16 protein-coding genes are annotated in these 14,965 nt (G+C 69.7%); 14 read left to right on the plus strand and 2 right to left on the minus strand.

The window, feature by feature from the left end; translation table 11 throughout:
• Positions 1–79: 79 nt before the first annotated feature.
• The gene (locus RTL41_RS05475) at positions 80–1,630 is read left to right on the plus strand and encodes a PAS domain-containing protein (RefSeq protein WP_312162142.1); all 1,551 of its coding nucleotides are present in this window, start codon (positions 80–82) and stop codon (positions 1,628–1,630) included.
• A 21-nt stretch (positions 1,631–1,651) separates the two neighbouring features.
• Here RTL41_RS05475 and trhA read toward each other — a convergent pair whose 3' ends face one another.
• Entirely contained in the window at positions 1,652–2,317 is a 666-nt protein-coding gene (gene trhA / locus RTL41_RS05480) for a PAQR family membrane homeostasis protein TrhA (RefSeq protein ID WP_312162144.1), read from the minus strand.
• Positions 2,318–2,539: 222 nt separating this feature from the next.
• On the opposite strand from trhA, the gene RTL41_RS05485 reads away from it, so the two are divergent.
• The 6 genes from RTL41_RS05485 (at position 2,540) to RTL41_RS05510 (ending at position 7,987) form a co-directional block, all read left to right on the plus strand.
• Positions 2,540–2,728: a hypothetical protein gene (locus RTL41_RS05485; protein ID WP_312162145.1), complete on the plus strand. Its 189-nt coding sequence runs from the start codon at positions 2,540–2,542 to the stop codon at positions 2,726–2,728.
• A gap of 124 nt (positions 2,729–2,852) precedes the next feature.
• Entirely contained in the window at positions 2,853–4,718 is a 1,866-nt protein-coding gene (locus tag RTL41_RS05490; protein ID WP_312162147.1) for an ATP-binding protein, read from the plus strand.
• Entirely contained in the window at positions 4,715–5,401 is a 687-nt protein-coding gene (locus RTL41_RS05495; RefSeq protein ID WP_312162149.1) for a response regulator transcription factor, read from the plus strand. Before RTL41_RS05490 ends, RTL41_RS05495 begins: the two co-directional genes overlap by 4 nt.
• A gap of 246 nt (positions 5,402–5,647) precedes the next feature.
• Positions 5,648–7,057 (plus strand): pilus assembly protein TadG-related protein, encoded by a 1,410-nt coding sequence (locus RTL41_RS05500; protein ID WP_312162151.1) that lies wholly within the window; start codon positions 5,648–5,650, stop codon positions 7,055–7,057.
• Positions 7,054–7,605: a TadE/TadG family type IV pilus assembly protein gene (locus tag RTL41_RS05505; protein WP_312162152.1), complete on the plus strand. Its 552-nt coding sequence runs from the start codon at positions 7,054–7,056 to the stop codon at positions 7,603–7,605. The genes RTL41_RS05500 and RTL41_RS05505 overlap by 4 nt, the downstream gene beginning before the upstream one ends.
• Position 7,606: 1 nt before the next feature.
• Entirely contained in the window at positions 7,607–7,987 is a 381-nt protein-coding gene (locus RTL41_RS05510) for a TadE/TadG family type IV pilus assembly protein (RefSeq protein ID WP_312162153.1), read from the plus strand.
• A gap of 182 nt (positions 7,988–8,169) precedes the next feature.
• Here the strand turns inward: RTL41_RS05510 and RTL41_RS05515 are convergent, their stop codons facing one another.
• Positions 8,170–8,358 carry a hypothetical protein gene (locus RTL41_RS05515; RefSeq protein ID WP_312162154.1) on the minus strand — a complete coding sequence of 63 codons (189 nt, stop codon included), beginning with the start codon at positions 8,356–8,358 and terminating at the stop codon, positions 8,170–8,172.
• A gap of 94 nt (positions 8,359–8,452) precedes the next feature.
• Between RTL41_RS05515 and RTL41_RS05520 the strand changes: the two genes are divergently transcribed.
• From RTL41_RS05520 to RTL41_RS05550, 7 genes are all read left to right on the plus strand, one after another.
• Positions 8,453–9,403: an ATP-binding cassette domain-containing protein gene (locus RTL41_RS05520; protein WP_312162156.1), complete on the plus strand. Its 951-nt coding sequence runs from the start codon at positions 8,453–8,455 to the stop codon at positions 9,401–9,403.
• On the plus strand, positions 9,400–10,395 hold the full coding sequence (locus tag RTL41_RS05525) for an ABC transporter permease (protein ID WP_312162158.1): 996 nt from the start codon (positions 9,400–9,402) through the stop codon (positions 10,393–10,395). Before RTL41_RS05520 ends, RTL41_RS05525 begins: the two co-directional genes overlap by 4 nt.
• Positions 10,396–10,786: 391 nt before the next feature.
• A complete protein-coding gene (locus RTL41_RS05530) occupies positions 10,787–10,963 on the plus strand; it encodes a Flp family type IVb pilin (protein ID WP_312162160.1) in 177 nt (58 codons plus the stop codon).
• A gap of 131 nt (positions 10,964–11,094) precedes the next feature.
• Positions 11,095–11,943, plus strand: a complete 849-nt coding sequence (gene cpaB / locus RTL41_RS05535) for a Flp pilus assembly protein CpaB (RefSeq protein ID WP_312162163.1) — start codon at positions 11,095–11,097, stop codon at positions 11,941–11,943.
• Between the two features lie 45 nt (positions 11,944–11,988).
• Positions 11,989–13,440: a type II and III secretion system protein family protein gene (locus RTL41_RS05540; protein WP_312162165.1), complete on the plus strand. Its 1,452-nt coding sequence runs from the start codon at positions 11,989–11,991 to the stop codon at positions 13,438–13,440.
• A gap of 10 nt (positions 13,441–13,450) precedes the next feature.
• Positions 13,451–13,738, plus strand: a complete 288-nt coding sequence (locus RTL41_RS05545) for a hypothetical protein (protein WP_312162166.1) — start codon at positions 13,451–13,453, stop codon at positions 13,736–13,738.
• 86 nt (positions 13,739–13,824) lie between these two features.
• Positions 13,825–14,964 (plus strand): AAA family ATPase, encoded by a 1,140-nt coding sequence (locus RTL41_RS05550; RefSeq protein ID WP_312162168.1) that lies wholly within the window; start codon positions 13,825–13,827, stop codon positions 14,962–14,964.
• Position 14,965: the final 1 nt, after the last annotated feature.

A 14,965-nucleotide genomic window follows, 5' to 3' on the forward strand; every position in this document is an offset into this window, starting at 1 on the left:
TGTTTTTTCCGTCGGGGGAACGGGCGCCGAAGTTTGGGACTTCCTGAGGCCGATCGGCCAGGGAAGCGGGAGACGGACGATGGCGTTAGTCCAGACCGGCGCAAGCGCGGCGGAAACCCGCCGTGTTTCAGGGCATGCAGGCCTCGCCCTCGCCCTGGCCGAGCATCACAAGACCCTCAGTACGCTCATTTCAGCCAATCCCGCGTTCCGAAAATGGGCGGGCATAGCGGACGGCGAGGCCGGCGGCGGCCGGCTCGACGCGGTCTTCTGCCCGGACGACGCCGCCAGGATCCAGTCGCTGATCGAGCGCTGCGTGCGCGGCGGCCGCGTCGGGCGCATCGACCATGTCCTGCGCTCGGACGATCGCCCCGAGGGGCGCCGCATCTGGGCCTATCCGGTGGAGTGGACCGTCGGCGACGCCGAGCAGGTGATCTTGTCGATCGCGTCGGGTAGCCGCTCGCACCACCTGACCAACCATAGCGAGACGCTGTTCGACCACCTGGGACCGATCAGCTCGGGGATGCTGTACGTCTATGACGTCGTCCAGCGGCGCACACGCTACCTGCATCCCGAGCTGGCCGAGAGCCTGGGCCTTTCGCCGACCGGAGCGGGCCTCGCCGAGGTGCAGGCGCGGGTGCATCCGGACGACCGGCCGATCTTCGAGCGTCACATCGCCGAGATGGCCGGCCTGGGCAATTTCGAGGTGGCCGAGGCCCAGGCGCGCATGCGCGCGCTCGATGGAAGCTGGCTGGTCCTGCAGTCGCGGGTGCGGGTGTTCTCCCGGGCGTCGGACGGTTCGGTCCGCCGGGTGATCGGCGTCGCCTCGGACGTGACGGCGATGGTCGCCCAGGCCGAGGCGCTGGCCAAGGCCCGCGACGACATCGACCGGGCGGAACTGGACGAGCGCCGGCGGATCGGGCGCGAGCTGCACGACTCCACCGCCCAGCATCTGGTCGCGATCGGCCTGTCGCTGGCCGCGCTCGAGCGGCGGATGGCGTTCGACGAGGGACATCAGGCGATCTTGCAGGACATCCGCAGCTCGATCGCCGCGGCGCATCGCGAGATCCGGGCCTTCTCGTTCATGCTGCATCCGCCCCGCGAGGGGCCGCACGACCTGCTGGAACGGCTGCGCGTCTTCGCCGAGGGGTTCGGGCGCAGGGCCTCGCTGCGGATCTCGGTGGAGGTGGCGGGCAAGCCGCAGCAGACGTCGAACGCAATGGAAACGGCGCTGTTCCGGATCTTCCAGGAAGCGTTGATGAACGTTCACCGCCACACCACGGCGCGGACCGTGCGGGCCGTGCTCGGCTATGTGGGCGGGGAGATATCGCTGCTGGTCGAGGACGACGGGGGCAAGCCGCCGCATGGACGCCTGCCGACGGCCGACGACGAGACCGGCGTCGGGATCAGCGGCATGCGCGGGCGCCTGATCGAGCTGGGCGGCCGGCTGGACCTCGAACCCGGGGCCGGCGGCCTGAGGCTGCGGGCGCAGGTTCCTCTGCAATCGGACCCGCGCAAGGCCTCGATCCGGGTCGGCGGCTACATCCAGCACCTGATCGCGCCGGAGGAACGCTCCTTCGCCCCGCGCCGGCTGGGCGTCGAGGCCAGGAGCGCGCCGCCGCGGCTGGCCTGACCTCGTTCGGCGCTTGCAGCGCTACCTGGCGGTCAGCACCACGCCCAGCAGCACCGCGGCCCAGTGGACGCCGGCCCCGGCGACGACGTGGCCGTGCCAGATGGCCCGGGCGTAGCGCAGTTGCTTGTTGAGGTAGAAGGCGACGCCGCTGGAATAGAGCAGCCCGCCGATCGCCAGCAGCAGGACGGTCAGGCTGGTGGCGTTGGCCACCAGCGGCTTGAGCGCCACCAGCACGATCCAGCCCAGCAGCAGGTAGGCCGCGACCCAGACCCGGCGGCCGACGCCCGGCAGCAGGACCTTTCCGAGCGCGCCGAAGGCGGCCACCGCCCAGACCGCGGCGGTCATGCCCCAGGCCCAGGCTCCGCTGAGGGTCTGGGTGGTGAACGGCGTGTAGGAGCCGGCGATCATCAGGAAGATGCCGGCGTGGTCCAGCCGCCGCAGCGTCGGGCGAAAGCGCGGCTTGGCGAAATTGTAGGCGGTCGAGAAGCCGAGCATGGCCAGCAGGCCGGCGGCGTAGATCCCGACCGCCAGCGCCATGCTGAGCGACTGGGCTCGCACGGCCAGGGTCAGCAGGACGACGCCGCCCACCAGGGCGAGGGTCAGGCCGACGACGTGCACCACGAGGTCGGCGCACTTGGCGCTGGGCGTCGGGTAATGGCGCGGGGGGACGGCGGCGGGCGGGCTCATCATGTCGCTCCTGATCCTGGGGCCTGGTGGACGATAGCAGTTTCGCGCCGCCACGCAGCAGCAACCGCGTCAAGCAGGCAGGTCGGCGGCGCGGCGCCCGTTTGCGCGCCATGTCGAGAACTATTCACCATCTGGAGAATTATAGCATGGGCAGGCGGCCTCGACGCCGCCATGCTGATCCCTGGAGTGGAAGCGCCTCGGTCCAACAGACGAGGTTCCGACATGATCTGGCAAGACATGGAAAGCGCGCCGCGAGACGGGCGCGAGATACTGGCCCTGGTGGAGGACCGGCGACCGATGGTCGTGTTCTGGTCCGACTGGCTCGAAGACCATTGGCAGCCGCTGGGCCAGCCCTGGCGGGAGGCCAGCCCGACCCGCTGGGCGCCGCTGCCGGCCCCGCCGCCGGCCTGACGCGGCTCGTCCAGTTCTCATTCAAGCTCGACAAGGGGCTTATTGGAACTGGATTTATGTGCTTACGATCATTGAAGTAATCGAAGGGTGATGCTTCCGGCCACAACAGCGCAAGGATGTGTCCATGTCCCGCGTGCCCCAGGATGTCGAGCAAACCCGTCCTGCGGGCGCGCGGCTCGTCGGTCACGAGGGGGGCGCATACCTCGCAGCGTTCCTGCTGGTCCTGATCGTCGCGGTCGGCGTCGACCTGGCCCTGATGGGCGAATATCGCCTGGAGCGCTTCAGCGCCGCGCTGCTGGCCGGCGTGCTGGTGATCGCCACCGCCCTGGGGCTGGGATACGGCCTGGCCGCCGGCGGGGCCGCCCTGGCCGCGCTGCACTTCCTGGCCCAGACGCCGCTGCTGCCGCAGGGATGGCTGTCGCAGGACGGGCTGCTGTTCGGCCTGCTGTGCGCGGCGGTGGTGTCGGCCGGCCTCTATGCCGACTTCGCCCGCAGGCGCGAGAGCGCGACGCGGGCGCTGCTGGCGGCCGGCGGGCGGCTCTCGGCCCATGTCTCGGACACGGCGCTGGGCCAGTTCATGCGCAGCGCCGGCGGCGAGCGGAGCGGCCGGTCCGACGCGCTTGAGAACACCGGACGCACGGCGGCCTGCGTGCTGATCATCGCCGCCGGCTGGGCGCTGGCCCACGTCGTCGGCGGCGGGTTCGGTCCAGGCGCGGCCCTGATCCTGCTGATCGGCGCGGTTCTGGTGGCGGGCGGCGCGCTGGGCGCCAGCCTGGGACTGGCCGGGGGCGTCCTGGCGGTGCTGGCCTCGATGGCGTTTCCGGCCGCGGCCCAGGCCCAGTTCGCCGCCGCGCCGCCGATCGTCGCCTTCGATCTGCTGATGTTCGCCGGCTTCGGCTGGGGGGTCGGCAGGCTGGCCGACCGGCTGCAGCACGAGCGGCGGGCCATCGACAGCCTGACCTCGGCCAGCCGCGAGTTCTCGGCCGGCGCCGACGAGGCCAGCGTGCGCAAGATCCTGCTGGAGAGCCTGGTCAAGGTCACCGGCGGCGGCGCGGTCGAACTGGTGGACGAGGTCGGCGGCGCCAGCCTGGCCTCGCCCGGCCGGACCGTGGCGGGGCGATGGCGCGAGCGCACGCTCTCGTCCGACGGCCGCGTGGTCGGGACCGTGCGCTGGCTGCCGGGCGCGGGCGACGGCCGTAAGGACGGCGACGACGTCGCGGTCTCGGTGATCGACCTGGGCGCCTCGGCGATCGTGCGGGCGCGGCTGGGGGTCGAGAAGGCCGAGATGGAGTTTCGGGCCCGCACCGAGCAACTGCGCACCATCCTGCTGGACGCCGTTTCGCATCATTTCCGCTCGCCGCTGGCCGGCATCCTGGGCTCGGCGACCAGCATCCTGAACCTGCCCGAGCAGCATGACCGCGAGGCGCGGCGCGAACTGCTGCTGATCATCAAGGAGCAGGCCAACCGCCTGAACCGCTACGTCGAGAACTTCCTGAGCGTGGCGCGGCTGGAGTCGGGGGCCATCGACGTCAACCTGACCGAGGTGGCGCTCGAGCCGCTGCTCTACGACGTCTGGGAGACCTTCGGCGAGGCAGGCGGCGCGCGGCGGTTCCTGCACGCGCCGGTGGGCGAGGCCGCGGTGCTGGCCGACCGCAGCCTGCTGGGCCAGGTGTTCGGCAACATCCTGGAGAACGCCATCAAGTTCAGCGGCGAGGGCTCGATGGTCGACATCCGCTGCCGGCGCGAGGGCGCCCAGATGGTGATCGACTTCACCGACCAGGGGTGTGGCGTCGCGCCGGGCAACGAGGACCGCATCTTCGACCGGTTCTTCCGCGCCCAGGCGACGCAGGCGCCCGGATTGGGCCTGGGGCTCTACATCACCCGCAGCCTGGTCGAGATGCTGAGCGGGACAGTCACGGCGCGTAACCGAACGGATGGGGAAAGCGGGCTGGTGATTTCCGTCAGCCTGCCGGCGACGGGGGCGGCATGAGCAGCGCGGCGAGCATTCTGATCGTGGAGGACGAGGAGCAGCTCCAGCGGATGCTGCGCTCCACCCTGACCCAGGCGGGCTACCTGGTGGTGACGGCCAGGTCCGGGCTCGAAGCCCTGGAGCAGATGGTCCGCAACGAGTTCGGGGTGGTGCTGCTCGACCTCGGCCTGCCGGACATGGACGGCAAGGAGGTGATCGCCCGTGCGCGGACCATCTCGCGCGCGCCGATGCTGGTGGTCTCGGCCCGCGGCTCGGAGCGCGAGAAGATCGCCGCCTTGGACCTCGGCGCCAGCGACTATGTGGCCAAGCCGTTCGACATGGGCGAGCTGCTGGCGCGGATCCGGGTGGCGCTGCGCATCCCCCAGGCCGTCAGCGTGGCGGCCAAGCCGGCGGCCAAGGGGCTGCATGTGGACGTGGCGGTGCGGCGGGCCACGGTCGACGGCGCCTCGGTGCGGCTGTCGCGCAAGGAGACCGAGCTGCTGCAACTGCTGATCGAGGCCGACGGGGCGGTCGTGTCCCACGAGGCGATCATCGAGGGCATCTGGGGGCGCGGCGCCGACGCCGACTACATGAACGTGCGGGTGCTGGCCTGGCAGGTGCGGCGCAAGATCGAGCCGGACGGCGCCGCGCCGCGGTTCCTGATCGCCGAGGCCGGCCTCGGCTACCGGCTTAGCCTCGACTGAAGATTGCACCCGTAATTCAGGGTTGTATCTCGCTACGCGCGAGAGGTCTGGCAAGTGATGTCCACGTAATCCCTTGCATCTATTGGGTGTTAAGATTCCTGTTAAGAAAATTCGCTGGGAACTATGTTTGCGATCGTCTTGCACGTTCGCGTATTGGGTGTCCGGGTATTGATATAGAGATCAACTTGTATCTCTATATTGCTCGGCGCCAGCTCGGCGCGCCAACCAACATGTGGGCTGTCTGTGATGGGCGAGGTCTGCAAGGCGAAGGATCGCAAGCGGCAGGGATGGCTGCGGCGGCTGTTCGGGTTCACGTCCGATGGCCGGGGCAGCGTCAGCCCGATGCTGACCCTGCTGCTCATTCCGATCATCGGCATGCTGGGCATGGCGACCGAGGCCTCCAGTTGGTTCTTCGCGCAGCGCTCCATGCAGGCGGCCGCCGACGCCGCCGCCCTGGCCGCGGCGACCAACGGCTGCGCCGCGACGATCCCCGGCTGCGTGACCGCCAGGACGCCCTATTACGACGCCGAGGCCAGGTCGGTGGCCAGCAAGTTCGGCTTCACCAACGGCGTGGCGAACACGACGGTGGCGGCGACAAACAGCGCGCCCTGTCCGGCCCCGGCGTCGGGCAGCGACTGCTATCAGGTGACCATCACCCGGCTGATGCCGCTGAACCTCACGCGCATCGTCGGCTTCAACGGCGACGCCGACCTGGACAGCGGGCGCGCGCAGAGCGTGATGGCCACGGCCATCGCCTCGCCGAAGAGCAAGGCCACCTATTGCCTGCTGGCCCTGGCCGGGGGGAACGCCAACACCCAGGGCATCCGCTGCAACGGCTGCTCGAAGGTGGACCTGTCGGGATGCCGGATCGGGACCAACGGCACTGCGCGCTGCAACGGCCACAACCTGAACGCCGACATCTCCGACGCCGTCGGCGCCCAGAACAATTGCGGCGTGACGAACAACACCGGCGTGCCGAAGATCGAAGACCCCTATGCGGGGCTGGCGGCGAATATTCCCAGCAACAATCCCTGTACGCCAGCCAACGACAAAAGCGGGTACCCGCAGACAACAGCCAGCAACCCGTTGACGGGCAACGTCACGCTGCCCGCCGTTCAACAGTATTGTGGGAACGTCAATCTGACGGGAACTACCACGATCACCACGCCCCCAGGCGGTTCGGTCATAGTGATCCGAAATGGACGCCTGAACGTCGGCAGCAACACTCTGAAAACAGCGGCAGGGTCAGCACTGACCATCGTCTTCACTGGGCCGACCGGCATCTCGGGGCTGAGCCCCAGTTACATCCCGGCCGGAGGAGGCACGCTGGACTTCGCGGCGCCGACTTCCGGAGACTGGTCAGGCGTGGCGATCTACCAGAATCCGGCCCTCACCTCCGGCGTCAACTGGTCGGCGGCGGGCAATAGTCCGACCTGGAACATCACCGGCCTGGTCTATCTGCCCAAGGCCGACGTGACGGTCAGCGGCATCGTCAACAAGGCCAGCGTCGGCGGCCGCAGTTGCTTCGCCCTGGTGGTCAACACGTTCGAGTCCAATGGCACCACCAAGTTCCTGGACCAGAGCGAGTGCCCGCAGGCCGGGCTGAAGCCGCCGACGGCGTCCGACTACACGTCCAGAACGGCGCTGATCCAATGAGCGCGCTGACGGCCTTCTGGCGCGAGACGCGCGGCGCGGCGGCGGCGGAGTTCGTGCTGTGGCTGGCCCTGCTGACCCTGCCGCTGCTCAACGCCGTGGACCTGGGGATCTACGTCTTCCAGAAGATGCAGGTGCAGATGGCGGCCCAGGCGGCGACCCACGCGGTCTGGCGCGCCTGCGACGCCCCGGCGAAGCTGCCGGCGGTGACGAACTGCACCGGCCTGGCCGCCACCATCCAGACCGCGGCGCAATCGACCTCGCTGGGCTCGCAGATCACGGTCGTGGCCGGCAGCCCGACCGAGGGCTACTACTGCGTCGACGGCGCGGGCGCGCTGCAGGTGGTCGGCGTGGCCGGCACGATCGGCAGCGCCCCGACCAGGCCCACCCCGTTCACCTGCGCGACCCGGATCACCGGCAGCACCACCGCGCCGGGCGACTATGTGCAGGTCACCGTCTCCTTTCCCTATCAGCCGGTCTTCGACCAGGTCTCGATGGCCAACCTGCTGACCACGCCGATCACCCACACCGCCTGGATGCGGCTCAACTGAGATGAAGATCCCGTCGCCGACCAGCCTGTTGCGCGAGGAGCGGGGCGCCGCCGCCGTCGAGTTCGTGCTGATCCTGATCCCGATGGTGCTGCTGACCCTGGGCGCGATCAATCTGAGCCTGATGATCTATACGGTCGCGACCCTGAACTACGCCGCCGAGGACGCCGCGCGTTGCCGGGCGGTGAAGACCTTGATCTGCACCAACGCCGCGACCACCGACACCTACGCCAGGAGCAGGTACATGGGGCCGGGCGCGCCAAACTTCGCCGCCACCAATGCGCCCTGCGGCAGCCGGGTCGTGGGAACGACGAACTACGTGTTCTCGACCGGCCTGACCTCGACGACGATCCCGCTCTCGGCCAGCGCCTGCTATCCGGCCTGAAGCCGCCCTTTCCGTGAGGGAGAAGGGATGTGGGCGATTGTTGAGGTGTCATCCCGGTTTCGGCGCAGCCGAAGACCGGGACCCATGAACACCTGATCCGTCGGCGCGCGTTCTGCATCTCGGCGCGAATGGGTCCCGGTCCTGCTTCGCAAGCCGGGATGACGCTCGGAGGCGGCCGGAGCCTAGGCCAGACCCAGGCCCAGCCTGGCGGTGAAGGCGGGCAGCAGCAGGGTGTAGAGGGCCAGGGCGATCGCATATAGCGAGCCCAGGACGGGGCGCCCCCCGCGGAAATTGATCACGACCCCGGCCAGCAGCGGTCCGCTGATCGGGCCGACGATGAAATAGGGCGCCAGTCGCTTGAAGCGGGACAATTCACGCCTCCGGGAACGCTGCGGTCGCAGTCGAGCATGGCCGTAATCAACGTCGTTAGCAAAAGATTAAACGCGGCGATGAGAGCCTTGCCGCATGCAAACTGCGGCCACCGCCCTGCGCGTTGACTCGCTCGCCAAACGCTTCGCGGGCGGGGGCGGAGTGATCGACGTCTCGATGCGGCTGGAGCGGGGCGGCGTCACCGGCTTCATCGGGGTCAACGGCGCGGGCAAGAGCACGACGCTTCGCTGCATCCTCGGCCTGCTGACGCCCGATGCGGGACGTATCGAGCTGTTCGGCCGCGCGGCCGATCACCAGGCGCGCCGCCGACTGGGCTTCCTGCCGGAGGAGCGGGGCCTGTTCCCCCGCGAGCGGGCGCGCGACGTCATCGCCTTCCATGCGCGGCTGAAGGGCATGGCCAGGGCCGACGCCTTCCGCGCCGCCGACCGGCTGCTGGAGCGGATCGGGCTGGCCGAGCGCCGGCGCGCCCGGGTCGGCGAGCTGTCGAAGGGCAACGCCCAGCGGGTGCAACTGCTGTGCGCCCTGGCGCACGGGCCGGACCTGCTGATCCTGGACGAGCCGTTCTCGGGCCTCGATCCGATCGCGCAGGGCGAGGTGCATTCGCTGTTCTCGGAGTTCCGCGCCGGCGGCGGGGCGATCCTGTTCTCCACCCACTCGATGGCGGCGGCCGAAAGCCTCTGCGATCATGTCGTGATCCTGGCCGGGGGCCGGACGGTGTTCGAGGGGCGCGTCGACGAGGCCGCGGCGTCCTCGCCGCACGGCGCGGTGGTGGTCACGCCGGACGATCTGGGCCTGGCGACCGCGGCGGCGTCGGTCGGCGGAACCCTGGCGCCGATGGCCGCGCGGATGGGCGAGGCGGCGCGCTGGCGCGTGACCCTGCCCCGCGAGGTCACCCATCCGGCGCTCATGCGCGCCCTGGCCGACCATTCGGTGCCGATCTTCGCCTTCGAGCCGATCAAGGCCGACCTGGAGGGCGCGTTCTGGGGGCTGGCCGCCGAGGCGGCGCCGGAGCGGCGGGTGGCATGACCTCGCCGATCTGGCTGATCGCCGCGCGGGAATTTCGCGCCTACGCCACCACCGGCAGCTTCTGGCTGGCCCTGGCGATCGGGCCGCTGCTGACCGGCGGGGGCATGCTGCTGGTCCGCGCCCCGCCGCCGCCCCAGCCGGCGATGGTGCTGACCGGCGAGGCCGACGGAGGCTTCCAGGCGCGGTTCAGCGCCGACTTCCCGCTTTCGCCGGCCGGCCGGGCCCAGGTCCTCGACCTGGTGCGCAGCGAGGGAAGCCTGGTGCGCCCGGCGCCGGTGAAGACGCCGGCGGCGGCGGGTGAGGCGGCGGCCGGCGCCTCGCGTTTCCTGCTGCTGTTGCTGCTTTGGGTGACGCTGGTCGGCTCGCTGGGCATGCTGTTGCAGGCGTCGGTGCGCGAGCGCGCCAACCGCGCGCTGGAGATCCTGCTGTCGGCGGCGCGGCCGCTGGACATCGTCCTGGGCAAGGTGCTGGGCGTGGGCGCCGTCTCGGTGCTGGTGGTCGCGACCTGGCTGGCCGCGCCCGTGGCCATGGCGTTCCTGGCGCCGGCGACGAGCGGGCCGATGGCCGGGCTTCTGCAGGTCTTCGCCGACCCGCTCATGCTGCTGCGGGCCGGGGTGATCTACCTGCTGGCGTTCGGCTTCTTCGGCTTCCTGACGGTGATGGTCGGGGCCATGGCGCGCGACAGCGCCGACGCCCAGAACCTGGCCCGTCCCATGTTCGCGGTGCTGCTGGTGGCGTTCTTCGTGGCGATGACCGCGACGCATGGCGGGGCGAAGTTCGCGTGGCTGGTCTATCTGCCGCCGTTCACGCCGTTCATGCTGCTGGCGGCGCCGGTTTCGGCGGCGGTCGAGGTCTTCGTGACCCTGCAATTGGCGCTGGCGACGGTGCTGGCCGGCTGGGGCGCAGGGCGAGTCCTGCATAGATCGGTGTCGCCGCCCGACTTTCGCTGGCCGAAATTTGCGCGTCGGAAAACACCCGTCCGCGATTACTGAATTTGCGCACCTCTCCAGGGGTTGTGGCCCAGGGGCGTCCCGCCGACACCGACCAGTTGAGGTGTTCGCCTGGGGCGAATGTCAGTCAAATGCAGATACGCCTCCTGGGCGAAAAGTCCTGAAGCGGCCTCTCCAGGTCGTCTTTCAGGTCTGCGAATTTTAACATTCGCTAACATTAGGACGCGGACCGTGGGTTGTGTGTTCCGCAAGTGAATTCAATAATGAATTCTTAAAATTTTCGCTGTTAACCATGTATTTAGGTTTACAGACGGTTAACGCTGTGGATTAAATTTCCCACGCTAGAAGCGATTGGGGGGTTCCCAGCACTTCAGCCCAATTCCGCCGTTAGCCATGGTGGCGCGGCCAGTCGTCAATTGAGTAGGAGCTACACATGTCCAAGTTTGTTGCGTTCCTCAAAGACGAGTCCGGCGCCTCGGCTGCCGAGTATGTTCTGATCCTCGCCATCATCGGCAGCGGCGTTGCGCTTGCTGCCGGGGCTCTCGGGGTCCAAATCGAACGCGTGCTGACAGAAACCGTGACTGCGGTGACCGGCGTCTCTGTCAGCTAAATCCTGAAGTTCGCACGGCGCGCCGCCGTACGTGACACGGCGACGCGCCGGACGGACCTTATCCGCACAAGCGACCCGCGGGCTCGTCGAGCCCGCATCCCGCTAGAGCCATTCTCTAGGGAAGGCCGTCTATGTCTTTGCGTACGCTCGCCTCGTTCGCGGTCGCCATCTTCCTTGGCCTGATCGCCGTACTGATGGTGCGGGGCGTGATCGCCTCGCAGAAGCCGGCGGCGGCGCAGACCGCGGCCATGACTCCGGTCGTCGTCGCCGTGACGCCGATCGAGCGCGGGGTCGAACTGAAGCCCGCCATGCTCAAGACCGTCAACTATCCCAACGACGCGGTGCCGGCGGGATCGTTCCGTTCGGCCGACCTGCTGGTCGGCAAGGACGTGCCGGCGCGGACGGCGGTGCGGTCTCTGGCGGCCAACGAGCCGGTGCTGGCGGCCAAGCTCAGCGGGGCCGAGAACAAGACCAACCTGTCGAACACCCTGGCCAAGGGCATGCGGGCGGTGAGCATTCCCTCCAGCGACGTGGTCGCGGTGGGCGGCTTCGCCCTGCCGGGCGACCATGTCGACATCCTGCTGACCCGCACGGTCGGCAAGGGCGAGACGGAAACCACCGTCACCCAGGTGCTGGCCGAGAACAGCCTGGTGCTGGGGATCGACCAGATGAGCGACCAGGAGGCGGACAAGCCGCAGGTCTCCAAGGCCGTCACCGTCCAGGTGACGCCCGAACAGGCGCAGGCGATCTCGCTGGGCCAGTCGGTCGGAGCGGTGTCGCTGATGCTGCGCTCCTCCACGGACGTCGATGCGCTGGGCCGCAAGGTGACCACCGTCGCCGACCTGGTCGAACCCGGCGCGCGCAAGGCCGCGCCCGTCCGCCGCCCCGCGGCCCGGACCGGCCCGTCCCCGTCGGGGATGACCGAGGTCAAGGTCACGCGTGGGGTGGAGACCTCGGGCTACTCGGTCCGCGCCTTTTAGGATTTCGGAAATCCCGGCCGCGCCGCGGCCCAAGGGGGCACGAAAATGAACAAGACAGCCAAGCTATTGACGGCGGCGCTGATGGCGGCGAGCACGGCCCTGGCCGTCGCGCCCACGGCCCTGGCCCAGACCGGGGCCTTCGATCCGGGCGGCGCGGTCGAGGTCGAGGTGCCGGCGGGCAAGTCGCAGGTGATCGAGCTGCCGGCCCCCTATGCCGACGTGATGATCGCCGATCCCGAGATCGCCGACGTCCTGCCGCTCAGCACCCGCTCGATCTATGTGGTGGGCAAGAAGCCCGGCGCCACCGGCCTGACGATCTACGGTCCCGGCAAGCGGCTGATCTCGGCGGCCAACGTCGTGGTCTCGGCCGACATCGACGGGCTGAAGCGGCGGCTGCACGAGCTGCTGCCCAACGAGCGCGACATCGGCGTGCGGCCGGCCAACCAGTCGGTGGTGGTATCCGGGACGGTCAGCAGCCCGGCGGCCCTGCAGCAGGTGCTGGCCCTGGCCGAGACCTATGCCCCGACCAAGGTGGTCAACATGCTGGGCGTCGAGGGCACCCAGCAGATCATGCTGTCGGTGCGCTTCGTGGAGATGAACCGCACGGTCGCCAAGGGCCTGAAGCTCAACGTCAACCGCAGCGACTGGGACCCGGCCAACGGACCGCCCAGCGGGGCGAGCCGCTCGGGCGACGACCCGTTCCTGGCGGTGTTCACCGGCGACACGATCGTCAAGAACGGCGGCCAGTTGATCGACAGCTTCGGGGCGGTGGCGGCGCTCTACAACGGCAATCTGGAGATCCTGCTGGACGCGCTGGAGACCAAGGGCCTGACCAAGACCCTGGCCGAGCCGAACCTGGTGGCGATGTCCGGCGACACCGCCAGCTTCCTGGCCGGCGGCGAGTTCCCCATCCCGGTCGCCCAGTCGAACACCGGCAGCGGTTCAGCGCCGACCATCACGGTGGAGTTCAAGCAGTTCGGGGTGGCGCTGGGCTTCACGCCCACCCTGCTGAAGGACGGGCTGATCAACCTGGTGGTCAATCCGGAGGTGTCGAGCATCGATCCCTCGGTCTCGGTGGACCTGGGGCTGATCAAGATCCCCGGGATCAAGGTGCGCCGCGCCAAGACCACGGTCGAGCTGAGGGACGGGGAGTCCTTCATGGTCGCCGGCCTGCTGAAGGAAGACTACCAGAACCAGATCCGCCAGTTCCCGTTCGTCGGCGACATGCCGGTGCTGGGGGCGCTGTTCCGGTCGAGCGGCTATCAGCGCGAAGAGACCGAACTGGTCATCGTGGTGACGCCGCACCTGGTGACGCCGCGCAAGGGCCGGATCGCCGGGCCGGGCGAGAACTTCATGCCGCCGTCGGACTTCGAGCTGTTCCTGTTCGGCGCCCAGCAGGGCTCGCCCCGCTGGGTTCGCCCCGAGGACCGCGCGCTGATGTCGGCCGAGCCCGGGCGCGGCGGCGTCGAAGGCCCCCACGGCCATGTCCTCTACTAGGAAAGCCAAGATGAGCGCTCTGAAGACATTCGTCGTCGTGACGGCGGCCTCCGGCCTGGCGGGCTGCGTCCAGAGCCAGGCGCATCTGGGCTCGGACTTCGGCTACGCCCTGCGGCAGGCGGCGGTGGCGCAGATCGCCAACCCGGACGCCGTCTATGCCGGGGTTCCGGCCCCCGGCGCGGACGGCGCGCGCGCCGCCGGCGCGCAGGAGCGCTACCGGACCGGCAAGGTCATCGCGCCGACGGGCATCGCCTCGACGATCAGTTCGGCGGCCTCGGTCGGGGCGGACAGCAACTGACGCGCCAGATGGTCGACATGCCAAAGATGCTCCGAGGTTTCAGCCCCAGCGGTCGTGGCGGAGTCGAGGCCGTTCAGGGGTGGCGCGTGGGCGTCGCCGAGCGCGCCATCGGCGGCGCCGAACGGTTCGCCTCGATCGCCGCGCTGTTCCCGCACGTCGAGTTCGAGGCCCTGGCGGGAGACTGGCCCGAGCCGCCCCCCGGCCTGGACGTGCTGGTGGTGAGCCTGGAAGGCGGCGCCGCCGACGCGGTCGAGGCCGCGGTGCGCCGGCTGTCGTCGGCCGGGCCGGCGACCAGCATCGTGGTGGCCCTGCACGACGCCGACGTCACCACCACCCGGCGGCTGGTGCGGGCCGGCGCCGCCGACGTGGTCACCTATCCGATCAGCGAGCCGGCCCTGGCGCTCAGCCTGGAGCGCCTGCTGGCCGACCGCCGGAGCGACGCCGATTCCGGCCGCGCGAGGGGCGAGGTCGTGGCCTTCCTGAAGGCCGGCGGCGGGGTCGGGGCGACGGCGCTGGGCGTGCAGACCGCCGCCTGCGTCGCCGCGCGCGGCGCCGTCGAGGTCTGCCTGGCGGACCTGGACCTGCAGTTCGGCGCGGCCGGCCTCTATCTCGACCTTCCCGAGGCGATCACCCTGGCCGATTGCCTCAGCTCGGGCGCGAACCTGGCCGACACGCCGTTCGCCACCGCCCTGGCCAGGCATCGTTCCGGCGCGCGGGTGCTGGCCGCGCCGCGCGAGATCGTGGCGCTGGAGATGCTGTCGCCCGACCAGATCGAGGCGCTGCTGCGTGGCCTGCGCCGCGACTTCCAGCTCGTGCTGGTCGACCTGCCGCCGGTGTGGACCGCCTGGACCAACCAGGTGCTGCATGAGGCCGACCGCATCGTCCTGGTCACCCAGCTCACCGTGCCGCACGTGCAGTTGGTCAAGCGGCAGCTACGGGTGCTGAGCGCCCAGGGCCTGGAGGGCCGGCCGCTCACCCTGGTCTGCAACGGCGTGAACAACGACCAGGCCGGACTGGTGTCGCTGAAGGCCGCCGAACGCGCGATCGGGCGCGAGTTCGACGTGGTCGTTCCCGAGGACCGCAAGACCATGATCGCCGCCATCAACGAGGGCGTCGAGCTCTCGGCGGTGCGCAAGGGGACCAAGCTCGAAAAGGCCGTCGTCGAACTGGCCGGCAAGCTGGCGACCCTGGCGCCCGCGGCGGCCTCCGGCTGGAGGCGAGGATGAC

The organism is Phenylobacterium sp. (assembly GCF_031984885.1).
Classification (GTDB): domain Bacteria; phylum Pseudomonadota; class Alphaproteobacteria; order Caulobacterales; family Caulobacteraceae; genus Phenylobacterium.